This is a genomic window from Paraburkholderia podalyriae (assembly GCF_014397785.1).
Classification (GTDB): Bacteria; Pseudomonadota; Gammaproteobacteria; order Burkholderiales; family Burkholderiaceae; genus Paraburkholderia; species Paraburkholderia podalyriae.
This window is the reverse complement of sequence record NZ_VZQQ01000007.1, coordinates 261,104-282,847: the sequence shown is the minus strand read 5'-3', so window position 1 is coordinate 282,847 and position 21,744 is coordinate 261,104. Positions and strand designations below refer to the sequence as shown.

The window sequence follows — 21,744 nt, the reverse complement described above, 5'->3', positions numbered from 1 at the left end:
AACCGATCAGCCCAGCGTCACGTTGACCGACGCTTCTTCACCATCGCGTACGACGGTGACGGACACGCTATCGTCCGCCTGAGCGATCATGCGGCGCAACTGCTCTACGCCGTGAATCACCTTGCCGTCGACGGCAATGATGACGTCGCCCGCCTGAATGCCGGCTTCGGCGGCCGGACCGGTGGCCTGCTGCACCACCACGCCGCCCGGCAGCTGCGCTTGCTGCTGTTCGTCCTGGGTCAGCGCGCGGACGGCGACGCCGAGACGCGGACGGTTTTGCTGCTGCGGCTGTTGCTGCTGCTCCTCGCGCGGCGCGGCCGATGCCACGTCCGACGCTTGCTGCGCGCCCACCGCCACTGACAGCTTGCGTTCGCCGCCGTTGCGCCACACGCTGATCGTCGCTGCGCTGCCCGGCGACAGCTGCGCGACCTGACCGATCAATTCTGTCGTACTGCCGATATGCTTGCCGTTCACACCGACGATCACGTCGCCCTGGCGCAGACCGGCTGCTTGCGCGGGGCCGTTGGGATCGACCGAGCCCACCAGTGCGCCGCCCGCCGAGTTGAGACCGAGTGCCTTCGCCTTGTCCGCGCTAAGCGGCTGCACAGCCACGCCGATGCGGCCGCGGCTCACGTGACCGGTGCTCACGAGCTGGTCTTTCACGTGCATCGCCGCGTCGATCGGAATCGCGAACGACAGGCCCTGAAAGCCGCCGGTGCGGGAGTAGATCATCGAGTTGATGCCGATCACTTCGCCGTTCAGGTTGAACAGCGGGCCGCCCGAGTTACCCGGATTGACCGGCACGTCGGTCTGGATGAACGGGATCGGGCTATCGTCGGAGAACGAGCGCGATTTCGCGCTGATGATGCCCGAGGTCACCGTGCTGTCGAAGCCATACGGCGAGCCGATTGCCACGACCCATTCGCCGACCTTGCTGCTGTCCGGATTGCCGATCTTCACGGTCGGCAGATTGGTCGCGTCGATCTTGACCACGGCGACGTCGGTGGCCTTGTCCTTGCCGATCACGCGGGCGCGGAATTCTCGGCCGTCGGTGAGCTTCACGCTCACGCTGGTCGCGCCGTCGACGACGTGATTGTTGGTCAGGATGAAGCCGTCCTGGCTGATGATGAAGCCCGAGCCGAGCGCTTCGCCGCCGCTTTTGCGTTGACCGTTTTCGTCGACCGATGCGGCTTCTTTGACGCCGATGTGCACGACCGCCGGGCCATAACGCGTCACGATGCCGGAGAAGTCCGGGGCCGACGTGCGCGAGCCGACGATATCCGACGCCGCATGCGGCGACGACGTCGGGCCCTGCGCGTCGCTCACGGACGCATCGGCATTGCGTTGGCTGAGCGCATACGCGCCGCCGATTGCGAGGACAACGCAGATCGCAGCGCTACCGCGCCAATACTTTTTGGTGATCATAGTCAGGGAGTTTTGCCGAGGGTTACGTGGTGGGTGCGTAATGTAGTGGCCTCCACTTAAAGGAGGCTTAAAGATGGTGTTCGATCAGATTGCGCGCGCAAGCCTTGATTTAGGGGCTATTTGCGTGTCGAGCCGCTGCTTGCGGCATGCCGCACGATCGCGGCGCGGCTCGGCCGGCGAGCGGGAGATAGCCGACGATATAGTGCGGCTTCGCGGCCGCGCCCGTCGATAAACTGCTATTCTTGCTGTCGCGCGGCCGCAGTGGCCGCCCGCCGCGTGCAAGCGGCAGACCCCGACAGCCTCCCGGCGGCGCTCAAGCGCCCGACTACGCAAAGACAGGAATACGCATGTTCGGTTTTCTGCGCGGCTACTTTTCCAACGACCTCGCGATCGACCTCGGCACGTCGAACACGCTGATCTACATGCGTGGCAAGGGCATCGTGCTAGATGAGCCCTCGGTCGTGTCGATCCGTCAGGAAGGCGGCCCGAACGGCAAGAAGATCATCCTCGCCGTCGGCCGCGAAGCGAAGCAGATGCTCGGCAAGGTGCCGGGCAACATCGAGGCGATCCGCCCGATGAAAGACGGCGTGATCGCCGATTTCAACATCACCCAGCAGATGATCAAGCGCTTCATCCAGATGGCGCACGAGTCGCGGCTGTTTGCTCCATCGCCGCGCATCATCATCTGCGTGCCGTGCGGTTCGACCCAGGTCGAGCGCCGCGCGATCAAGGAGGCGGCGCATAGCGCGGGCGCCTCGCAGGTCTATCTGATCGAGGAGCCGATGGCCGCGGCAACGGGCGCCGGCCTGCCGGTGTCCGACGCAACCGGCTCGATGGTCGTCGATATCGGCGGCGGCACGACCGAAGTCGGCGTGATCTCGCTCGGCGGGATCGTGTACAAAGGCTCGGTGCGCGTCGGCGGCGACAAGTTCGACGACGCGATCGTCAACTACATTCGCCGCAACTACGGCATGCTGATCGGCGAACAAACCGCCGAGGCGATCAAGAAGGAAATCGGCTCCGCCTTTCCGGGCTCCGAGGTCATGGAGATGGAAGTCAAAGGTCGCAACATGTCCGAGGGCATTCCACGCAGCTTCACGGTGTCGAGCAACGAAATCCTCGAAGCGCTGACCGATCCGCTGAACCAGATCGTGTCGTCGGTGAAGATCGCACTGGAACAGACGCCACCGGAACTCGGCGCCGACATCGCCGAGCGCGGCATCATGCTCGCGGGCGGCGGCGCGCTGCTGCGCGACCTCGACCGCCTGCTCGCCGAGGAAACCGGCTTGCCGGTGTTCGTCGCCGAGGCGCCGCTCACCTGCGTCGTGCGCGGTTCGGGCATGGCGCTGGAGCGCATCGAGAAATTCGGCAGCTCGTTTTCCTACGATTGATGCGCGTGCCGAAGGCTGAGCGATGACGACCCTGCCCGCCTACGAGCCGCCCGTCGACGAAACCGAGTTGCTGTTGAAATGGATTCGCCGCGCGCGCGAATCGCAGATGAGCCATTACGACATGGCGGATCTGCTGTCGGCGCGCGAGCGCCGCATGGGGTGGCTCGTGACCGCGCTGACCGCCTTCGTCGGCACGGCGGTGTTCGCCTCGCTGAGCGCGCCGCCGGTGTCGATCGGGATGCGGATTGTCGTTGGGCTCGTCAGCGTGGCGGCGGCGATGTCGGCCGCGTTGCAGACGTTCCTGCGCTATGCGGAGCGTGCCGAGAAGCATCGCGCGGCCGGTGCGCGCTATGGTGCGGTGCGCCGGCGGCTCGAAGCGGTGTTTGCCGGCGACGCCGATGCTCGCGAAACGCACTACCTGAGCGCGATCCGTACCGAACTCGACCGGCTCGCCGAGGACTCGCCGAACGTGCCACCGCGGATCTTCTATCGCACGCAGCGCACGTTGCTGGCGGACAGGCCCGCGTCGGCGGGATGCGTGAAACAGGCGGTCGGATTTTCGTTGCCGGTTCAGATCACAAATCGTCCGCGCTGATACCCAGCTCCGTCGCCATGCGCCGCACGACAGTCTGCAGCCGGGTCACTTCATCGGCGAGACGCTTTTGCTCGGCCTTCAGCGCCTCGAATGCGGATGGCGGCACGCTGTCGTCCTCGGCGATCGCGGACTGCGCGGCTTCGCTGATGCTGAGCTCGCCGCACAACAGATGCATCCAGCGAGGCTCGCGCTCGCCCGCCATGCGCGGCAGCCGGATCACGCGGGGCGGATCGTTCGCGGCAAGCTCGTCCAGGAACGCCTCGACCGACGAAATATCGGCGAAGCCATGCAGGCGCGCGCTGTTCAGGCGCAATTCGGCGGCCGTTTGCGGGCCACGCAGCAGCAGCGTGGTCAAGAGCGCGATCGATTGTCCCGGCAGCCCGAGCACGCGGTTCATGTTGTGCTCGAAGCGCGGCACCCGGCTGCTGCTGCCCTCGAACACGAGGCTCAGGCGTTTCAATCCATCGACGGCGCTCAGCACCTCGGCCTCGGTCGCGTTGAGCACCGGCGCGCGGCCGGTCTTCTGATTGCAACCGAGCGTCAGCGCGTTCAGCGACAACGGATAACTGTCAGGCACCGTGTGCTGCTTTTCGACGAGCACGCCGAGAACACGTCCTTCGAGCGTGGTCAGCGCGCGCGGCGAGGGTCGGGAAGGAGCGTCGGGAGTCGAATTCATGGGGATGCGAGGTCTCGTGGAAGATGCGCGCGCCGTTCACGGCTCGACAGCGCGTTCTGTCAGGTGGGCACCATGATAAACGTGGCGGAACGAATCGTGAGCATACCCGCGATTGCGCGGCGGTAGCGGCGAAGCGCGGGCAAAGCGCGCACGCGGGCAAAACCCGCCACATCTGCTAGTGTGAATGGATCAGCATTCTGTTTTCGTGGAGCATCCATGCGGTCCGCAAGCTCGAGATCGAGCGAATCTCCCCGCCTGACAGACGCGCAGATCGCCGCCGAAGCGACGCGCCGACTCGCGTGGGACTCGGCCGTCCCGCCGCACGCCGTGTGCGTGAAAGTCGCGCGGGGGCGCATCACGCTGTCGGGCGAGCTTCAGCGCGAAGCACAGCGCGCCGCGATGCTCGAAGACGTGACGCGGCTGTTCGGCGTCACGGCGATCGCGGACCGGACCGTCGTCCGAACGCCCTAACGTGGATCAGGCGGCTCAGACGGACCGGGCGGAGCCCTCGCCCGCTTGCAGCAATGCCCGGCAATGCCGCGCGATCTGCCGTTCCTCCTCGGTGTGCAGCACCCTCACCTTGCCCGTCGGATCGTTTTCGACGAGCCCCACGAACGCGAGCCCATCGCACACGCGTCGCCGCACCTCGGCGCTGTGCTCGCCGATCCCGCCAGTGAAAACCAGCAGATCGATGCCGCCAAGCAGGGCCGCGTATCCGCCGATCGTCTTGCGCACCGCGCTCGCAAAGGCATCGAGCGCGAGCGACGCCTGCGCGTCGCCAGCCGTCGCGCGTGTTTCAAGCGCTTGCATGTCGCTTTCGCCGTCCGCGTAACCAGCCAGACCGCTGTGGCGATTGAGCAGCGTTTCGAGCGCATCGGCGTCGAGCCGTTCCGCGCGCATCAGATACAGCAGCACGCCCGGATCGAGGTCGCCGCACCGCGTGCCCATCGGAATGCCGCCGGTCGGCGTCAAGCCCATCGACGTATCGACCGATCGCCCATCGAGCAGCGCGCACATGCTCGAGCCGTTGCCCAGATGCGCGAAGACCGCGCGCGACGGCAACGCCGCGCCGATCTGCGTGACCAGCGATTCGTACGACAGCCCGTGAAAGCCATACCGGATCACGCCCGCGTCCGCGTAACGGCGCGGTATCGCGAGTTGCGCGGCGCGCGGCGGCAGCGTCGCATGAAACGCGGTGTCGAAGCAGGCGAAATGCGCGGCGTCGCCGAAAATCTGCGTGGCTTCGTCGATCAGCGCGAGTGCTGGCGGAATATGCAGCGGCGCGAAGTGCAGCGCGTCGTGCAACTGACGGCGCACGTCGCCGGTGATGCGCTGGTGCGTGCGCAGATGCGGGCCGCCATGCACGACGCGGTGCCCGACCGCACAGGGGCGCGCATGATGCTGTTGCACGAGCACCTGCGACAGCTTCTGCAGCGCGTCGGACTGCGATTCGAGCTTGCGCTGCTGCTGCAACAGCACGCGGCCATCGGCCGCCTTGATCCGCAGCGCCCGTCGTCGCGGCCGATGCCCCCGGCCGCCGCCCCTTCGAGCAGCAGCTGTTCGTCGTCGGCCGAGTGCACGAAAAGCCCGAACTTCAGCGACGACGAGCCGCTATTCAGCACCAGGATCGTCCGTTCCTGATCGTGGTTATGCATGGCGCGTCCTCGCTCAGCCTTTCCACGTCCAGTCGCGGATTTCCTCCTTGTCGATCCCTTCCGAGTGAGCGTACGCGAGATGCTCGATGATCTGCCCGCGCAGCCACTCCTTCGTATGATCGCCGACGCCGCGTAGCGTTGACACCCGGTCGATCGCATCGATCGCAAGCGTGAATCGGTCGATCCCGTTGATGATCGCGAGTTCGAGCGGCGTATTGATGTTGCCCTTCTCGCGATAGCCGTGGACGTGAATATTTTTGTGATTCTCGCGGTTATACGTCAGCTTGTGCACGAGCGATGCATACGAGTGGAAGTTGAAGATCACCGGTTTGCTGGTCGTAAACAGCGAATCGAAGTCGCGGTTGGACAGTCCGTGCGGATGCGCATGCTCGGGCATCAGGCGGAACAGATCGACCACGTTGACGAAGCGGATCTTAAGCGTCGCGAAATGCTCCTTCAGGATCTGCACGGCGGCGAGTGCTTCCATCGTCGCGATGTCGCCCGCGCACGCGATCACGACGTCCGGCTCGACGCCCTGATCGGTCGATGCCCAGTCCCAGATGCCGATGCCCTTCGTGCAATGCGTGACGGCCGCATCCATGTCCAGGTAGTTCAGATGCGGCTGCTTGTCGGACACGATCACGTTCACGTAGTCGCGCGAGCGCAGGCAGTGATCGGCGACGCTGAGCAGACAGTTCGCGTCGGGCGGCAGATAGATTCGCACGACGTCCGGACTCTTGTTCGTGACCACGTCGAGAAATCCGGGGTCCTGGTGCGTGAAGCCGTTGTGGTCCTGGCGCCACACGATCGACGTGATCAGCAGATTGAGCGACGGCACCGGCTGCCGCCAGTCAAGATCGCGCTTGGCTTTTTCGAGCCACTTCGCGTGCTGGTTGAACATCGAGTCGATCACGTGCACGAACGCCTCGTAGGTCGCGAAGAGTCCGTGGCGACCGGTCAGCACATAGCCTTCGAACCAGCCTTCGAGCGTGTGCTCGCTGAGCATTTCCATCACGCGGCCATCGGGCGACAGGTCGCCGCCGTCGGCGTCGCTCGCTTCGAGCCCGGCGACCCAGGTCTTGCCCGATGCCTGATAAACCGCGTGCAGCTTGTTGCTCGCGGTTTCGTCGGGACCGAACAACCGGAAATTCGACATGTTGTTGCGCATCACGTCGCGCAGGAACGTGCCGAGCACCGCCGTCGGCGACGTATAGTCCGCTGCCGGTTTCTTCACGGCCACCGCGTAATCGCGAAACGGCGGCATGTCGAGCATCTTGCACATCAGCCCGCCGTTCGCGTGCGGATTGGCGCTGATGCGGCGCGCGCCTTCGGGCGCAAGCGCCCGCAGTTCCTCGACGAGCCGCCCGTTCGCGTCGAACAGCGTGTCGGGGCCGTAGCTGCGCAGCCACTCCTCGACGATTTTCAGACTCTTGCGATTGGTCACCGCATCGGCCACCGGCACCTGATGCGAGCGCCACGATCCTTCGACCTTGTGACCGTCGACTTCCTTCGGCCCGGTCCAGCCTTTCGGCGAGCGCAGCACGATCATCGGCCAGCGCGGCCGCGTCGCGTCATTGTTCTGCCGCGCATGTTGCTGGATCGCGCGAATTTCACCGATGCATTGTTCGAGCGCCGCAGCCATCTGTTGATGCATCGTGGCCGGATCGTCGCCTTCGACGAAATACGGCTTATGGCCGTAGCCGATCATCAATGCTTCGAGTTCTTCACGCGGAATGCGCGCGAGCAGCGTCGGATTGGCGATCTTGTAGCCGTTCAGATGCAGCACCGGCAGCACCGCGCCGTCGCGGATCGGGTTCAGGAATTTGTTCGAATGCCACGAGGTGGCGAGCGGGCCGGTTTCCGCTTCGCCATCGCCGATCATCACCGTGACGATCAGCTCCGGATTGTCGAACGCGGCGCCGTAGCCATGCGACAGGCAGTAGCCGAGTTCGCCGCCTTCATGAATCGAGCCCGGCGTTTCCGGCGTGCAATGCGAACCGATGCCGCCCGGGAACGAGAATAGCCGGAAAAAGCGCTGCATGCCGGCTTCGTCCTCGCTGCGATCCGGATAAATCTCCGAGTAATGACCTTCCAGGTAGCAGTGCGCGAGACTCGCGGGCGCACCGTGACCGGGACCGGACAGATAGATAATGTCGAGATCGAGTTTGCGGATCAGCCGGTTCAGATGCACGAGCACGAAGCTCTGTCCGGCGTCGGAGCCCCAATGGCCGAGCAGCCGGTTCTTGATGTGCTCGGGCTTCAGCGCTTCGCGCAGCAGCGGGTTGTCGCGCAGATAGATCATGCCGACCGACAGGTAATTGCACGCGCGCCAGTAGCGATCCATGTTGCGCAGCGTGTCGTGGTCCAGCACTTGCGGCGGGGTGGGTTGCGAGGTTGCTTCGGCCATGGCGTCACTCCTCGAAAACGACTGTCAAGCGGGTTGGCGGATGATGCGGTAGTGGATGAGTGATGCGCTCGCACGAATCGGCGGAGGATGATTCGATGCAATCGAAACGAAGCCGTGTTGCGCGAGTCGAATGTACTAAGCTGCTCAAACGGTGGCGAATGCCTGCTACCTGTCACAGTATGTCGCGCCGAATGTGGCATTCGTACTGCATTCGCGTTGCGCGACCTGCTTTCCTTTCGGGTTCCTTTGTCTCAGGTCAATGGCCGTTATGTCGACATCTCCCAGTGCGATCAAAGTGCTCGTGGTCCTGGTCCTTACGTTGGTGGTGCTGTGCGTGGCGGTCGCCATCCCGATTGGTGTGTTCGGGCTGCTGGTCAAGCTGTTCGGCCACGGCTAGCGCGGCGGCGCCCGGCGCAGCGGCGCCCGCTAGTTGCCCTTTGCGCTACGCAACAGGGTTTGCACGTCGATCTCCGCCAACTCGCCGATCCGCCCGAGCGTCACGTCCGCGGATGGATTGCTCGCGATTTCCTTCGGATCGAACGCATAGTGCCCTTGGCGCGGGAACACCGTCGTCAGCTCCGCGCCCCAAGCCTTCTTCATCGCGCTCAGAATCCGCAGCTTGTCGTCGACCATCACGTAATGGCGCGCCGGATAGCACTCCATCACCTGATCGAGCATCAGCTCCTTGTGGATGTAGATCAGCACGCGCCCGTCGACTTCGTCCCACAGGCCCGAGCGCGAAATCTTGCGCGGCTGGAACACGACGTCGCCATCCGACAGGATCACCGTCGGCCCGTGTTTGCCCACATGCCGCAGCGCGTCCAGCGCGCCCGGATAAAGCCGGTTCGCAAACGGATACTCGATCAGGAACGACGACATCAACAGCAGGCGCGTGTCGCGGGGATGCTCGGTCCGGTAGCGTTGCAGCGCGCCGAGGTAATCGGCGTAGCCGAGTTCGGCGCGCAGGTTCTCGAAGATTTCCCAGTAGCGCGCACTGTTCTCTTCGCCGAACTGGCCCATCATGTGCGCGCGCAGATCCTGCAGCACGTGATCGTTGTCGAGCAGCGTGTTGTCGCAATCGAACAGAAATACGACGTCGTGCGGCGTAGCGGAAGTGACTGGCATCGCGGCTCCTGGTGGCGGTTCGCGGGACGGTTCGCCGGATCGGCGTGATAGCGGACTCGTGAACGGCTCGGCTACTTCAGCCCGCCGTCCGGGGCGACAGGTTTTTCCGCGTGGCCGCCGAAATCGTGCCGCATCGCCGATAGCACGCGGTTCGCGAAATCGGCTTCGCCGCGCGAACTGAAACGCGCGAACAGCGCCGCGCTCAGCACCGGCGTCGGCACGCCTTCGTCGATGGCCGCCGCGACGGTCCAGCGCCCTTCGCCCGAATCCGACACGCGGCCCGCGTAGCCTTTCAGTTCGGTGTCGCTTGCAAGCGAGCCGGCGATCAGGTCGAGCAGCCACGAGCCGATCACACTGCCGCGCCGCCATACTTCGGTGATATCCGCGAGATTCAGATCGTACTGATACAGCTCGGGGCGGCGCAGCGGCGACGTCTCGGCGTCGGCTTCGCGCGCGTGCCGACCGGCGTCGGCGTGGCGCAGCACGTTCAGACCCTCGGCATAAGCGGCCATCAGGCCATACTCGATGCCGTTATGGACCATCTTGACGAAATGCCCCGCGCCCTGCGGGCCGCAATGCAGGAAGCCCGGCCCGGCGGTGCTGGCGCCCGCCGCGCGGCCCGGTGTCGCGCTCGCCGTACCCTCGCCCGGCGCTAATGTCGAGAAGATCGGTTCGAGCCGTTTGACGATCTCGGCATCCCCACCGATCATCAGGCAGTAACCGCGCTCGCGCCCCGCGACGCCGCCGCTCGTGCCGACGTCCACATAGTGAAGCTGGCGCGCACCGAGTTGCTGGCCGCGGCGAATGTCGTCGTGATAGTAGGAGTTGCCGCCGTCGATCACGACGTCGCCCGGCTCCAGCAGCGGCACGAGCTTGTCGAGCGTCGCGTCGACCACGGCCGCGGGCACCATGAGCCAAACGGCGCGCGGCTTGTCGAGCTTCGCGACGAGATCTTCGAGCGAGCTCGCGCCGGCCACGCCTTCCTGTTTGAGCCTGTCGACCGCCGCCGGCTGCACGTCGTAGACGATGCATTGCTGAGCGCCCTTCGACAGGCGCCGCACCATGTCGGCACCCATCCGTCCCAATCCAATCATGCCTAGCTGCATGGCTCGCTCCGAAAGATGCTGCGTTGCGCTGTGAGATTCTCTGGTCGTCGTGTTGTGCGGCGGCGTGGCTGCCCTTAAGCATAGGCGCTGTGTCGCGAGGAACGCCGAATGTGTCGAACGAAGCCGCACTTTTTTGCAGAGGCGCGGCGCGGCTCAAAGCTCCGGGCGGCTGGAGGCGCGGCGCATCCGCTCGAACGCGAATGCGCCGGCGCCCCCGTCATTCGCCGCGCTCGGGCACGCGTACGCCGCGGCGCGCGGCCAGCTTCAGGTATTGCGCAGCCGCGAAGCGCGTGAACGCGCGCCACATCAGCGGGTAGCGATAGCCGGGCACCGCGAACAGCACGAGCGCGCACAGCGCCAGCAGCCCGCAGAACAGGAACGTGCCGCGATAGCTGAACGCCTGCACGAGCAGCCCCGACAGCACGCCCGACAGGATCGAGCCGACCCGCGCTGCATTGAAGAACAGCGCGGTCGCGCGTCCGGGCGAATGCGGCATCAGATCCTGCACATAGGTCATGCCGAGGCACGAGGTTACGGCGACCACGAAGGCGTTCAACATCTGCATCGGGATCAGCATGCTGACGGTGCCCGCCAGCGACATCGCGACGAAGTACACCGCATGCACGGCCGCGCAGGCGGCAAGCCAGTTCGGCTTATGCAGCGAAGAGGACTTCGCGCCGAGCGCGAGCATCATCGGGATTTCGGTCAGCGCGCCGAGGCCGAGCATCACCGACACATCGAGATGCGTGCCGTTCAGACCGTGCACGATGTACAGCGGCAGCACGATCATCGTCGCGTTCGCGGCGAGGCCGAGCAAGGTCAGCGCGGTCACCGAGCGCAGGATGTCGTTCGCCGACGCGATCGGCAGTGTTTCGTGCGCGTCCTCGCCGGGCTGCCTCAGCGGTGGCACCGTGATCGACGCGGACGGCTCCGCCGCGGTGTCCTCGACCGTGTGGTCACCGAGATGGCTCCGCGGCTCCTGCATGCGCCAGACGATGAAGCCGCAGGTCGCGAAGCTCGCGGCCGCGAACAGGAACAGCCCGGTGAAGCTCGTGGCGGCGAGCACCAGCGCGCCGACCGACGGCCCGAACACCCATGCGGCCGACAGGATCGTGCGCAGCGTCGCGCTCGCGAACACCCGCTCGGCGGGGTCCGGCACCGGCAGCGCCGCGCGGCTGAACGAGAACACCATCGAGATCGCCGAGCCGCCCGCGCCGATGAACACGATGCCGACCACGAGCAGCAGCCGGTAATCGCGCACCACGCACAGACTCAGGTAGCCGAGCGCGGCCGCGATGAGCGCCGCCAGCAATAACGGTCGATGCCGCCCGCTCCTGTCGCTCCACCGCCCGGCGAGCGTACTCGCGAGCACGCCGCTCGCGGCGATCAGCGTCATGAACACGCCGAGCCGGAACGGCGTCATGCCGGCGCGTTCGATGCCGAACAGAGACAGATACGGTGCGGTGAAGGACATCGCCACACCGAGCATCAGCGTGGCGGCGGCGAGCGGCTTGAAGCCAGGAATGCGAAGCAGGTCGAAAAAGCGCGCAGTTTTCAACACGGGGACGGTGGGTCAGGTGGGGCGAGCCGCGATGCGCAACAATGCGCTCGAAGGCACGATTGGCGCCGCAGGTTCGGGGCCGGAACGACCGGGGCATTATCGACCCGGAGCGCGGCCCGCGTAAACCCGCGAAGCGCTGTCCCAATTCCGTGGGACGCGCGCTGGTGCATCGGGCTGCTCCCGCCGTGCTGTGGCGATGCGTGCCGTTAGCGGCAAGCTGATCGCGCGCTCGCTGCTACTTGCCCTCAGTTGCGCGCATTTGCTGCGCCTGCGCCTTGTAGTCGTAGGTCGGATAGAACTCAGTGTGGTAGCCGCCCCAAGCAGTCGATTCGATCGCGCGGTTCACTTCGCGCAGCCGGCTCGCGGGCACGCGCAGCGTCACGACCTGACCGATGCCCATCATCACGTACCACGAAACGACTTCGATGCCGGGCGGCGGGAAGGTCTTGAAGAAGCCCTGCGCGCGCAGCTGATCGTTGATCTTCGGCAGCGGCTTCGATTCGTCGTGGCGCAGGAAGATGGTCAGCAGGAAGGTGTCGTCGGCGGGGCGGAGGCTGGCGTGGCTGCGGTGGCTGCAACCGTGGCGGGGGCCGGCGCCGCGTCGGCGCCGTGGGCGAGCGGCGCGATCGCCAGCATGACCAACGACACGGCCAGCGCGACTCCAGGCACGCCGCGGCGCGCGGCGCCGCGCATCGGGAAACGATTACCGGAGAGACTAGGGACTGCCGATGCAATGAGCATGAAACGCCTCCATGACGAATTGAACTCGCCCTCGATCACACGCCTGCGCGCAGCAATCCTCGCTCCAGCGCGAGCGCATCACACCGCGACGTAGCCGCGCTGTTCGAGCGTCCAGCGGTGCCACCGGTTGCCATATGCGCCGCACGCGAACGCGAACATGATCGACAGCACGAAGCCGATCAGATCGGCCGTCTCGCCCCACAAACCGATGCCGAGCAGGATTACGTTGATGCCGAGCATCACGAACGCGGCGAACCACATTCTCTTGGACAGCGCCCAGATAAAGCCCAGCAGGCAGGCGCCCCAGCTAAAGCCGGTGGCGACCGCGATAGCGTCCTTGTGCTGCGGATGTTGCAGAAAGATTCGTGCATTCATTTTTTGCGAGGTTCCGTGCGCGAGGTTTGGTGCGCGGGGTTTCGTGGATGACGCGGCGCGTCGATCGGTCGAGCGAGCGCGCACCGCTTTTTAACATGCCGCGGCGACACTGCGCGCATCGACGGCCCAAAGCCGTCTCGCTGACGATCCGCGGCATAGCTGCTACCCTTGGCAGATCATCATCATGAGCGAAGCAGGCATGACCTCCCCGACCGCTTATTCCACGAAAGCCCCGACGCGCGCCGAGCTCGACTCCCTGCCCGGCGTCACAGTCGTCGAGTTCGGCACCGACTGGTGCGGCTATTGCCAGGGCGCGCAGGCATCGATCCGGCAGGCGCTCGCGCCGCACGCGGGCCTGCGGCATCTGAAGATCGAAGACGGCCCCGGCCGCCCGCTCGGCCGCTCGTTCAAAATCAAGCTGTGGCCGACGCTCGTGCTGATGCGCGATGGCGCCGAGCTCGCGCGCGTGGTGCGGCCGCGCGGCGTCGAGGATATCGAGGATGCGTTCGCGTCGCTCTGAGAGTCGACATCCGTCATGCGCCAGGCTATCCATCATTTGATCATCCAGGCCCGCGGGCGCGGCCTCGTCGAATTTACCGACGACGCGCGCCGCTTCGTCGACGATACGGGCATCCGTACCGGTCTGCTCACGCTGTTTTGCCGGCACACGTCGGCGTCGCTGCTGATTCAGGAGAATGCCGATCCGTCGGTGCGACGCGATCTGGAGCGCTACTTCGAGACCCTCGCGCCCGAAGACGCCGCGCGCTACGAGCACGACACCGAGGGCCCCGACGACATGCCCGCGCATCTGCGCACTGCGCTCACGCAGACGCAACTGTCGGTGCCCGTCGAGCACGGCAGGATGGTGCTCGGCGCATGGCAGGGACTGTATCTGTTCGAACATCGGCGTCACCCGCAGCCGCGCGATATCGTGTTGCATCTGCTCGGCGAATGAAGTCCGCTATCGCATTCACGCGTCACGCAAAGGAAGCTGTACCGCATCGAACGGAGCCTACCCAACGGAGCACACGTCATGGACACCCGTAGCGAACTGCAAGCCACCGTCAAAGCGATGGTTCAACCGGGCAAAGGTCTTCTCGCCGCCGACGAAAGCGGCCCGACCATCGCCAAACGCTTCAAGACGATCGGCGTCGAATCGACCGAGGAAAACCGCCGTGCCTATCGCAACCTGCTGCTGACGACGCCCGGTCTCGGCGAGTTCGTCAGTGGCGTCATCCTCTACGAGGAAACGCTCGGCCAGAAAGCCGACGACGGCACGCCGTTCCCGCGAGTGGCCGCGGCGAACGGCGTCGTGCCCGGCATCAAGGTCGACCTTGGCAAGGTGCCGCTCGCGCTCGCTCCCGGCGACGAGATCACCGAAGGCCTCGACGGCCTCGCCAAACGCTTCGTCGATTACAAACGGCAAGGCGCGCGCTTCGCGAAGTGGCGCGCGGTCTACAACATCACGTCGAGCCTGCCGAGCCGCCTCGCGATAGAAGCGAATGCCGATTCGCTCGCGCGCTACGCGGCGATCAGCCAGGAAGCCGGTATCGTGCCGATCGTCGAGCCCGAGGTGCTGATGGACGGCGATCACACGATCGAGCGTTGCGCGGAAGTCACCGAGGCGGTGTTGCACGAGGTGTTTCATGCACTGCATCGGCATCGCGTGGTGCTCGAACATATCTTGCTGAAGCCGAGCATGGTGCTGCCCGGCTCCGAGCATCAGCAGCAGTCGAGCACGGCGCATATCGCGGCGGCAAGCGTGCGCGTGCTCAAGCGAACGGTGCCTTCGGCGGTGCCCGGTCTCGTGTTCCTGTCGGGCGGACAGTCGCCCGAGGAGGCGACCGCCAATCTCGACGCGATGAACCGGCTCGGCGCGCTGCCGTGGAATCTGAGTTTTTCGTACGGGCGCGCGTTGCAGGAGCCGCCGTTGCAGGCGTGGCGCGGTCAGCCGGGCAACGTGAAGGAAGCGCAGCAGGCGTTGCTCAAGCGCGCGCGCCTGAATGGCGCGGCCGCGCTCGGCAAGTATGACGCGGCGATGGAAAAGGATTGAACCCGCGCGCGGGCGCAGGTACCCGGGAGCAACGGTCAAAGGCTTCCGGGTTAGAACCCGTCCGCGCACAAAATCCACGCTGCCCATATCACGGCGCTTGTGACTTCGCGTTCGGTCACGATAAAGACCACGGATCAACCTTGCCGCCCTCGATGACAAAGTGCTTTGCCTCGGAGGTTGGGTCAAAAAAGCGCCAGTCTTCCTGATCAGGTGCGCTGTTCGGTGTAATGACAAGCCGCAATCCACCGGACAATAAAATGACCGCGCCACCTTCTTCGCTTCCCGATACGCTCTTCACGATTGCCGGGCCCTGCTTAACCAGCAAATCGTCGATGCGCTGCGCCGAACCGTGTGCTTTTTCGTCGGGCCCGAAAAGATCGTCTTGCGTCGCAATAGCAGTGCCAGCCTGTTCTATATTCCAGTTGCATTGAACGTGTAACGACCACTCCCCAACGTGCCTGAGCGCACCTTTGAAACTGGCTACCGGTCGTAGCGAGCCAAACTGCATCGTAAGTGTGCCTGCTGCATGGTGTACCGCACTTATCGACAGTCCTTCAATCGCTGACAGGCGGCGCTCAATCTCTTCTCGTGTGTTGATCATTCGATAATCCCGGTGTTTGTTGGCCGCGTTACCACAAGTTGAACATATCTTTCGCGCGTTCCATTATTTCGTGATAGCCGAGACCGCGACCGCCAATCTCCCGATGAAGCTGCTGGGCCTGATTTTTGTTGAGGCCCAAGGCAGTTGCCACATCACGAGTCTGCCTGTTTTGCGCCTGATTATTACCCGGCATTCCCTCGCCGCCCGCCAGTACATCAACGACGCCGCTTACCGGGTCGGGTATGTACTCGAACGGCTTTGCATTGGCAAGAACCTGCGGCACGCGCGAGCTGTTGCTATAAAGAAGCTTTGCCATGTCCGCGTCGGCTGGCTGTTGTGTGCACGCGTGCGCTGGCTTGGCACCCTTTTCGCGCTGCTCGCGTATTGCATGCACACACTTGCGCATATCCTCCCGTTCCGGCACAAAGAGCAGCGCGCCGCTCTGCACTTCGTTGTAAAGGGCCGTGGCAACCTCATGGTCGTCCATCCTGCGCATCTCGAATCGGTTGTCGCTTCGGCCAAGCACGTCGCGCAACTCGTACGACTGGAGGGACAGCAGCATTGAGAGTGCGTGTCGCAGCCACGCTGCGCGCGCTTCCTCCATGCCTTGCGCCAGGTCGTCGCTTCTCGCGCGGGGTGCTCCGGCGTGCAGCGCAAAATGAAACCACCGGTCCGCGTCAAACATGCGGGGCGATTGAATGTGAAGGTAGATCGATTTGCGAACGCTCTGCCAGAAGAAGTGTCCGTAGCGTCTTTCTCGGACGTCGAGGTGAGAACCGGGAAAAAGTGAAGTCATCGTGCCTTACAATCAATTGACGAGGCCCGATTGTGCAACAAGACACCATCTCATAAAACCCCTGTCCCGCTGCCGACAGCACCGCACGCCGGCGGGAACTGCTGCCCACAAAAAAACGGCCGGCGCCGACGCGCCGGACGATGCCCGACGCGCGGCGTCAGCCGCCCTACTGCCTGACTACGCTGCGCTTACTGCCCCTTCGTATCGCTGCTCGCGTCGGCGCCCGGCATATTCGTCGTGTCGTTCATGGGCTTCTTCATCTTCGAATGCTTCTTCATGTGATGGTGGGTCGAAGGCGTAGCGGTCGCCGCAGGCCCCGCATCGCCGCCCTCGCGGCTCGAGGTCGCGGCATTGGTGTTCGGGTCGTTGCCGGCCGGGCCCCCGCCGCCACCGCCCGCGCCTTGGGCCATCGCGAGCGACGAAGCCGCGAGCAACGTGGAAACGAGCACTGCGTGTCTGATCTTCATGGCGTTTCTCCTGGGTGTCGAGAGTGTCGAAAAGAAGTGGGCGCGCGGTGGCCGCACGCGCATACCTCGCGTTGCTTTCAGCAAGTGTTGTGCCGCAGCACAGCACGACAGGAAAAGCAGATGGACGCGATGCGCGAAACGGCGCGGCGGCTTCAGGTGCCGCACGCCACCAACGCATGCAGTTCGTCGATGTTGAACGGCTTCGCGAGTATCGCGATGCCGAGCCGACGCGCGCGCTCGAGCTCGTCGGCGTAACCGGTCATCAGCGCGATCTTCTGCGACGGCCACGCGCTGCGGATCTTCTCCGCCAGGTCGATACCGTTCAGCTTGCCCGGCATCTGAATGTCCGACAGCACCAGCTCGAAGCGCTCGCCGGCGCTCAGCACGTCGAACGCCTGGTCGGCGGTCGGCTCGTGACGCACCTCGCAACCGAAGGTTTCGAGCACCGCGGTCACGCCGGCCGCGACGTCCTCGTTGTCCTCGACGAGCAGCACCGCCCCGGCCGCGATCGGCAGCGGCTCGCGCGCGTCGGCGCCGGCCAGCGCGTCGCGCTCACGATAGCGCGGCAGCAGGATCCGCACCGTGGTGCCGCTGCCCGGCACGCTGTCGATCTTCGCAGTGCCGCCGGCCTGCTCGGACATCGACAGCACCTGGGCGAGCCCGAGGCCGGTGCCCGAGCCGCGCAGCTTGGTCGTGAAGAGCGGCTCGAACGCGCGTCGCACGACGGATTCGGGCATCCCTTCGCCGTCGTCGGAACAGGCGATCAGCACGTACTCGCCGTCCGGCAGCAGCGTGTCGCTGCCGACCAGCCGATTGTTCTGGCAGCGGATCACGAAGTGCCCGCCGCGCGGCATCGCATCGCGCGCGTTCATCGCGATGTTCACGATCGCGAACTCGAGATCGGTCGGATCGACGAGCACCTGCCACAGGTTCTCCGGCACGCGCAGCGCCAGCTCGATCGTGTCGCCGAGCGCCGCGTCGATCAGCGGCGCGGCGCCCGGCAGCCAGCGCGCGAGCTCGACGGGCTCCTGCTTCAACGGCTGCTTGCGCGCGACGCTCAACAGACGCCGCGTCAGCGCTTCGGCCGTGGCGGTGGCACGCTCGACCGCATGCACTTCCTTCTCGACATCGTTGTAATGCTTGAGCCGCGCAAGCTCGGTGTTCGCCGACACCACCATCAGCAGGTTGTTGAAATCGTGCGCGACATTGGCGACCAGATTGCCGAGCGCGCCCATGCGCTGCAGCTGCCGGCTCGACGCCTCGGCCGAAAGCCGCATCGCGACCTCGCCCTGCCAGCGCTCCCACGCGCGCCGCTCCGCTTCCAGTTGACGCAGCGAATACAGCACGAGTGCCCAGATCGCGATGCAGGGCAGCGCCGTCAGCGCCGCGATCAGCAGGAAGTGCGTGCGCCACGCCGCCATGATCGACGACGTCGCGTACGCGCTCATCACATACAACGGATAGTCGCCGACGCGGCGAAACGCGAGCAGCCGCTCGACGCCGTCGACGGTCGAATCCAGACGCACGTGGCCAGATAGCTGTTTGTCGCGCAACGCGGACATGAACGCGCTGTGAATCGACGGCCGCGCGCCGGCCGGCCACGACGGATAGCGCACCAGCAGATTGCCGTCCTGCCGGTATAGCGCGAGCGCGAGCGACGGATCGCCGTTAGTCAGCTCGCGATAGAAGTGCGAAAAATATTCGTTGCGCAGCTCCACCGTGACCACGCCAAGAAACCGCCCGTCGGCATCGGAGCGGCCGATCGCGGTCGTGAACACGTCGATCTTCAACAGCCTGGCGAACATCGGCAGCGAGTAATACGGCTGCGGCCGCATCGCCTTCGCGCTCAGAAAGTCGTCGCGCTGGGCGATCGTCATCGCCGGCGCCGGATACGCGAAGCTCGACGCGAGCAGCTCGCCGTTCACGCCGAGCAGCGAGATCGATGCCACCTGCGGAAAATCGCCGCCGATGGTCTGCAGACGCTCGTGCAATTCACGCTCGCGCGCGCGGATCTGCGCATCGTCGGAATCGCCGAGCAGCTCGATCACGCGCGAGGCCATCTGCCGGTTCAGATCCAGCACCTTGACGGCCTGCTCCTCGGCCACGCGCGCGAGGCGGTCGATCATATCGTTCGCATCGGAGATTCGGCGCTGGTAGTCGAAGTAGCCGTAACCCACGAGGCAGGCCAACGGAAACACCATCGACACGGCCAGCACGATCAGCAGCACGCGCCGCGTCGCCGCGAAGTTGCGCGACGGCATCGGCACATCGACTGCGGCACGTTCTGCACGCTGCACGGTCACCTGCTCCATCAAATTTGCATACGGTCAGGGAAGGCATTGCCTGCGAATTCGCACGCCGCTACGCACGTCGCTGTTCGCGCGCTAATTCCCCTGTCTCGGAATTTACCCCAACTCGGCCTATCTTCCAAAGTGGGTTGCCACCATCACTTCGCCGACGCTTGCAGGCACAGCGGTTGCTGTCTTATCGCTGCTCGATGGCAATCCCACTTCCGCCACCGCTCGCGATGCCTTCGCGTGCGCTACACGAGCCCTTCCTTTCGCGAGGCCTCACCATGTCCACGTCTGCCCGCCGCGTCGCGCAGCTATCGGAATTGCCGGAGGATCGTGCCGTGCGCGTAACCGTGGACGACACGCCGATCCTGCTGGTGCGCGATGGCGACACCGTGCGCGCGTATTCACCTGATTGCCCGCATGCCGGGGGCCCGCTCGAAGAGGGCGCGCTGTGCAACGGTCGCATCATCTGTCCGTGGCATAAGGGCACGTTCGACGTCGCGACCGGCGACGTGCTGGAGCCGCCCGCGCTGCTGCCGCTCGATCGCTACCCGGTCACGCTCGATGGCGAGGACGTGCTCGTGTCGGCGGAAAAAATCGCGCGTCCGGAGCCGGCGCCGCACACGCCACCGGACGCTGCCGCCGCACCGGCAAAACACTACGTGGTGATCGGCGCGGGCGCGGCCGGCGCCGCCGCCTGTGCCGCGTTACGCGAGTTCGGCTTCGACGGCCGCATCACGCTGATCGGCGACGAAGCGCACGCGCCCTACGACCGCACCTCGCTGAGCAAGTTCGTACCGTCGTTCGAAATGGCGCCCGCCGACGTGCCGCCGCTGCTGCCGCCCGACTGGCTGACTATGCACGGCATCGAGCGGATCGTCGCGAAGGTCGCGCGGCTCGACGTGCCCGCGCGCACGATCCATTTCGAGGCCGGCGCGGCTGGCAGCCAGCAAAGCATCGAGCCGCTGACCTACGACACCGCGCTGCTCGCGACCGGCAGCGTGCCGACAGTGCCCGACATTCCCGGCTGCGAGCTCGGCGGCGTGCACGTGCTGCGGCACCTCGACGATGCCGCCGCGTTGATCGACGCGCTCGGCGACGACGCCGCGCAAACCCGCGTCGCGATTCTCGGCAGCAGCTTCATTGGCCTCGAAGTCGCGTCCGCGTTGCGCAAGCATGGCGTGCCCGTCACCGTGATCTCGCGAGACACGGTGCCGTTCGTGAAGCAGTTCGGCGAGCGCGCGGGCCAGATGTTTCGCGCGCTGCACGAAAGCAACGGCGTGAAGTTTTATCTCGACGCCAAGGTCGCATCGCTCGAGGGCGACGAAGGCAACGTGCATGCGGTGATGCTCGACGGCGGCGAGGCCATCCCCGCCGATGTCGTGTTGCTGGGCACGGGGGTTGCGCCGGCTACCGCGTTTGTCGAAGGTCTGCCGTTGCAGCAGGACGGCGGCGTGATCGTCAATGCCGGCATGCACGCCGCGTGCGGTCTGTATGCGGCCGGCGATATCGCCGTGTTCTCGCTGCGCGAGAACCAGGAGCCGGTGCGTATCGAACACTGGCGCGTCGCGCAGCAGCATGCGCGCATTGCCGCGCAGAACATGTGCGGCGCGCGCAATCGCTATTTGGACGTGCCGTTCTTCTGGACCTATCACTACGGCAAGAACTTCGAATACCTCGGCCATGCGAGCGAGTGGGACGAGATCGTCGTCGATGGCGACTTCGATCATCACCAGTTCATCGCGCTGTACGTGCGCGACGGCAACGTCGACGCGTTACTTGCCTGCGAGCGCGAAGCGCTGACCGCGCGGCTCTCCGACGCGATGCGCGGCGGGCTGTCGCGCGCCGAGGCGCTCGCCATCATCGGCGCGGCGGCGCCCGATGCAACGACGCGCGGCGCGCCGGAACCGACCACGTCGTGACGATGCGTACGTGGATCAGCGCGATCCGATGTCTTGCCGTTCAACCTGAAGGAAGGAGCCAACATGACGACACACAAGGAAAAGCATCCGCAGCATCCGCACTCGGAAAAGAGCGAAAAGAGCGAAAAGCAGATCGACACGCAGATCGAAGACAGCTTCCCGGCTAGCGACCCGCCTTCGACGGGCGGCACCACCAGGATCGAGCCGGAGCAGGACAAGGCAAAGGCCGGGCACGACAAACCCGCCGGTCAATAGACGCGTGGCAGCGCGGTTCGCGTTGCCACGCGCCTTCCGAGCGCCCGGGCCCTCGCGGTGATCGCGGGCGGCCGCGGATGGCAGCTGTTGCGCTCAGCCATTCTCGACCCACTGGAACGACGGAACGACTGATCATGTCAGACGAGACCGGCTCGGCCAGCACCGGGCAGGAAGCATCGGGGCGCGATGCGTCGCACCGCGATGATCGCGGCGACGGCAACGGCGGCAAGAAGGACAAGAAGCCCTGCAAGAAGCCGCTGATCATCTTCGGCGCGGTCGTAATCCTGATTGGTCTCGTC

The 21,744-nt window shown here is 65.2% G+C and carries 20 protein-coding genes and 2 pseudogenes; 9 read left to right on the top strand and 13 right to left on the bottom strand.

Annotation, left to right across the window (positions count from 1 at the left end; genetic code table 11):
- Nucleotides 1-6: 6 nt before the first annotated feature.
- Nucleotides 7-1,425 (bottom strand): trypsin-like peptidase domain-containing protein, encoded by a 1,419-nt coding sequence (locus tag F6X42_RS11160; RefSeq protein ID WP_187634258.1) that lies wholly within the window; start codon nt 1,423-1,425, stop codon nt 7-9.
- Between the two features lie 347 nt (nt 1,426-1,772).
- Between F6X42_RS11160 and F6X42_RS11155 the strand changes: the two genes are divergently transcribed.
- A complete protein-coding gene (locus F6X42_RS11155) occupies nt 1,773-2,816 on the top strand; it encodes a rod shape-determining protein (protein ID WP_187634257.1) in 1,044 nt (347 codons plus the stop codon).
- Nucleotides 2,817-2,838: 22 nt separating this feature from the next.
- Nucleotides 2,839-3,411 carry an SLATT domain-containing protein gene (locus F6X42_RS11150; RefSeq protein WP_246530043.1) on the top strand — a complete coding sequence of 191 codons (573 nt, stop codon included), beginning with the start codon at nt 2,839-2,841 and terminating at the stop codon, nt 3,409-3,411.
- Here F6X42_RS11150 and F6X42_RS11145 read toward each other — a convergent pair.
- Nucleotides 3,392-4,087: a YceH family protein gene (locus tag F6X42_RS11145; RefSeq protein WP_187634256.1), complete on the bottom strand. Its 696-nt coding sequence runs from the start codon at nt 4,085-4,087 to the stop codon at nt 3,392-3,394. The two genes, F6X42_RS11150 and F6X42_RS11145, sit on opposite strands and share 20 nt — an antisense overlap.
- Nucleotides 4,088-4,303: 216 nt before the next feature.
- On the opposite strand from F6X42_RS11145, the gene F6X42_RS11140 reads away from it, so the two are divergent.
- The gene (locus F6X42_RS11140) at nt 4,304-4,558 is read left to right on the top strand and encodes a BON domain-containing protein (protein WP_187634255.1); all 255 of its coding nucleotides are present in this window, start codon (nt 4,304-4,306) and stop codon (nt 4,556-4,558) included.
- Nucleotides 4,559-4,573: 15 nt separating this feature from the next.
- Here F6X42_RS11140 and F6X42_RS11135 read toward each other — a convergent pair.
- A pseudogene (locus tag F6X42_RS11135) lies at nt 4,574-5,742 on the bottom strand (acetate/propionate family kinase).
- 13 nt (nt 5,743-5,755) lie between these two features.
- Nucleotides 5,756-8,149, bottom strand: a complete 2,394-nt coding sequence (locus tag F6X42_RS11130; protein ID WP_187634254.1) for a phosphoketolase family protein — start codon at nt 8,147-8,149, stop codon at nt 5,756-5,758.
- Between the two features lie 268 nt (nt 8,150-8,417).
- Between F6X42_RS11130 and F6X42_RS45270 the strand changes: the two genes are divergently transcribed.
- On the top strand, nt 8,418-8,546 hold the full coding sequence (locus tag F6X42_RS45270) for a hypothetical protein (RefSeq protein ID WP_281393953.1): 129 nt from the start codon (nt 8,418-8,420) through the stop codon (nt 8,544-8,546).
- 29 nt (nt 8,547-8,575) lie between these two features.
- Here the strand turns inward: F6X42_RS45270 and F6X42_RS11125 are convergent, their stop codons facing one another.
- From F6X42_RS11125 to F6X42_RS11105, 5 genes and pseudogenes are all read right to left on the bottom strand, one after another.
- Entirely contained in the window at nt 8,576-9,274 is a 699-nt protein-coding gene (locus F6X42_RS11125) for an HAD family hydrolase (protein WP_187634253.1), read from the bottom strand.
- 71 nt (nt 9,275-9,345) lie between these two features.
- Nucleotides 9,346-10,380, bottom strand: coding sequence for a phosphogluconate dehydrogenase (NAD(+)-dependent, decarboxylating) (gnd, locus tag F6X42_RS11120; RefSeq protein ID WP_187634252.1), 1,035 nt, complete (start codon nt 10,378-10,380; stop codon nt 9,346-9,348).
- Nucleotides 10,381-10,597: 217 nt separating this feature from the next.
- Complete coding sequence (locus F6X42_RS11115) at nt 10,598-11,941, bottom strand: sugar efflux transporter (protein ID WP_187634251.1); 1,344 nt, start codon at nt 11,939-11,941, stop codon at nt 10,598-10,600.
- 235 nt (nt 11,942-12,176) lie between these two features.
- Nucleotides 12,177-12,577, bottom strand: a pseudogene (locus F6X42_RS43940) (hypothetical protein).
- A gap of 183 nt (nt 12,578-12,760) precedes the next feature.
- Nucleotides 12,761-13,057, bottom strand: coding sequence for a DUF2628 domain-containing protein (locus tag F6X42_RS11105; RefSeq protein WP_187634249.1), 297 nt, complete (start codon nt 13,055-13,057; stop codon nt 12,761-12,763).
- Between the two features lie 199 nt (nt 13,058-13,256).
- Here F6X42_RS11105 and F6X42_RS11100 point away from each other — a divergent pair, with 199 nt between their 5' ends.
- The 3 genes from F6X42_RS11100 (at nt 13,257) to F6X42_RS11090 (ending at nt 15,110) form a co-directional block, all read left to right on the top strand.
- Nucleotides 13,257-13,577 (top strand): thioredoxin family protein, encoded by a 321-nt coding sequence (locus F6X42_RS11100; protein ID WP_187634248.1) that lies wholly within the window; start codon nt 13,257-13,259, stop codon nt 13,575-13,577.
- Nucleotides 13,578-13,592: 15 nt separating this feature from the next.
- On the top strand, nt 13,593-14,012 hold the full coding sequence (locus F6X42_RS11095; RefSeq protein ID WP_187634247.1) for a secondary thiamine-phosphate synthase enzyme YjbQ: 420 nt from the start codon (nt 13,593-13,595) through the stop codon (nt 14,010-14,012).
- Nucleotides 14,013-14,090: 78 nt separating this feature from the next.
- Nucleotides 14,091-15,110 (top strand): class I fructose-bisphosphate aldolase, encoded by a 1,020-nt coding sequence (locus tag F6X42_RS11090; RefSeq protein ID WP_187634246.1) that lies wholly within the window; start codon nt 14,091-14,093, stop codon nt 15,108-15,110.
- Nucleotides 15,111-15,225: 115 nt separating this feature from the next.
- Here the strand turns inward: F6X42_RS11090 and F6X42_RS11085 are convergent, their stop codons facing one another.
- The 4 genes from F6X42_RS11085 to F6X42_RS11070 all read right to left on the bottom strand — a co-directional run bounded on the left by F6X42_RS11085 (nt 15,226) and on the right by F6X42_RS11070 (nt 19,286).
- Nucleotides 15,226-15,711, bottom strand: coding sequence for a hypothetical protein (locus tag F6X42_RS11085; protein ID WP_187634245.1), 486 nt, complete (start codon nt 15,709-15,711; stop codon nt 15,226-15,228).
- A gap of 28 nt (nt 15,712-15,739) precedes the next feature.
- Complete coding sequence (locus F6X42_RS11080) at nt 15,740-16,507, bottom strand: hypothetical protein (protein WP_187634244.1); 768 nt, start codon at nt 16,505-16,507, stop codon at nt 15,740-15,742.
- A 188-nt stretch (nt 16,508-16,695) separates the two neighbouring features.
- Nucleotides 16,696-16,974, bottom strand: a complete 279-nt coding sequence (locus F6X42_RS11075) for a hypothetical protein (protein ID WP_187634243.1) — start codon at nt 16,972-16,974, stop codon at nt 16,696-16,698.
- Nucleotides 16,975-17,126: 152 nt separating this feature from the next.
- On the bottom strand, nt 17,127-19,286 hold the full coding sequence (locus tag F6X42_RS11070) for a hybrid sensor histidine kinase/response regulator family protein (RefSeq protein ID WP_222945543.1): 2,160 nt from the start codon (nt 19,284-19,286) through the stop codon (nt 17,127-17,129).
- Nucleotides 19,287-19,549: 263 nt separating this feature from the next.
- On the opposite strand from F6X42_RS11070, the gene F6X42_RS11065 reads away from it, so the two are divergent.
- Together F6X42_RS11065 and F6X42_RS11060 are read left to right on the top strand one after the other, a co-directional pair.
- The gene (locus tag F6X42_RS11065) at nt 19,550-21,190 is read left to right on the top strand and encodes an FAD-dependent oxidoreductase (RefSeq protein ID WP_187634242.1); all 1,641 of its coding nucleotides are present in this window, start codon (nt 19,550-19,552) and stop codon (nt 21,188-21,190) included.
- Between the two features lie 63 nt (nt 21,191-21,253).
- The gene (locus tag F6X42_RS11060) at nt 21,254-21,445 is read left to right on the top strand and encodes a hypothetical protein (RefSeq protein ID WP_187634241.1); all 192 of its coding nucleotides are present in this window, start codon (nt 21,254-21,256) and stop codon (nt 21,443-21,445) included.
- The last annotated feature ends 299 nt before the right edge of the window (nt 21,446-21,744 follow it).

Excerpts from the sequence above, each read along its gene's own strand:
- F6X42_RS11160 (WP_187634258.1), bottom strand. The coding sequence starts at position 1,425 with ATGATCACCAAAAAGTATTGGCGCGGTAGCGCTGCGATCTGCGTTGTC.
- F6X42_RS11155 (WP_187634257.1), top strand. The coding sequence starts at position 1,773 with ATGTTCGGTTTTCTGCGCGGCTACTTTTCCAACGACCTCGCGATCGAC.
- F6X42_RS11150 (WP_246530043.1), top strand. The coding sequence starts at position 2,839 with ATGACGACCCTGCCCGCCTACGAGCCGCCCGTCGACGAAACCGAGTTG.
- F6X42_RS11145 (WP_187634256.1), bottom strand. The coding sequence starts at position 4,087 with ATGAATTCGACTCCCGACGCTCCTTCCCGACCCTCGCCGCGCGCGCTG.
- F6X42_RS11140 (WP_187634255.1), top strand. The coding sequence starts at position 4,304 with ATGCGGTCCGCAAGCTCGAGATCGAGCGAATCTCCCCGCCTGACAGAC.
- F6X42_RS11130 (WP_187634254.1), bottom strand. The coding sequence starts at position 8,149 with ATGGCCGAAGCAACCTCGCAACCCACCCCGCCGCAAGTGCTGGACCAC.
- F6X42_RS45270 (WP_281393953.1), top strand. The coding sequence starts at position 8,418 with ATGTCGACATCTCCCAGTGCGATCAAAGTGCTCGTGGTCCTGGTCCTT.
- F6X42_RS11125 (WP_187634253.1), bottom strand. The coding sequence starts at position 9,274 with ATGCCAGTCACTTCCGCTACGCCGCACGACGTCGTATTTCTGTTCGAT.
- gnd (WP_187634252.1), bottom strand. The coding sequence starts at position 10,380 with ATGCAGCTAGGCATGATTGGATTGGGACGGATGGGTGCCGACATGGTG.
- F6X42_RS11105 (WP_187634249.1), bottom strand. The coding sequence starts at position 13,057 with ATGAATGCACGAATCTTTCTGCAACATCCGCAGCACAAGGACGCTATC.
- F6X42_RS11100 (WP_187634248.1), top strand. The coding sequence starts at position 13,257 with ATGACCTCCCCGACCGCTTATTCCACGAAAGCCCCGACGCGCGCCGAG.
- F6X42_RS11095 (WP_187634247.1), top strand. The coding sequence starts at position 13,593 with ATGCGCCAGGCTATCCATCATTTGATCATCCAGGCCCGCGGGCGCGGC.
- F6X42_RS11090 (WP_187634246.1), top strand. The coding sequence starts at position 14,091 with ATGGACACCCGTAGCGAACTGCAAGCCACCGTCAAAGCGATGGTTCAA.
- F6X42_RS11085 (WP_187634245.1), bottom strand. The coding sequence starts at position 15,711 with ATGATCAACACACGAGAAGAGATTGAGCGCCGCCTGTCAGCGATTGAA.
- F6X42_RS11080 (WP_187634244.1), bottom strand. The coding sequence starts at position 16,507 with ATGACTTCACTTTTTCCCGGTTCTCACCTCGACGTCCGAGAAAGACGC.
- F6X42_RS11075 (WP_187634243.1), bottom strand. The coding sequence starts at position 16,974 with ATGAAGATCAGACACGCAGTGCTCGTTTCCACGTTGCTCGCGGCTTCG.
- F6X42_RS11070 (WP_222945543.1), bottom strand. The coding sequence starts at position 19,286 with ATGGAGCAGGTGACCGTGCAGCGTGCAGAACGTGCCGCAGTCGATGTG.
- F6X42_RS11065 (WP_187634242.1), top strand. The coding sequence starts at position 19,550 with ATGTCCACGTCTGCCCGCCGCGTCGCGCAGCTATCGGAATTGCCGGAG.
- F6X42_RS11060 (WP_187634241.1), top strand. The coding sequence starts at position 21,254 with ATGACGACACACAAGGAAAAGCATCCGCAGCATCCGCACTCGGAAAAG.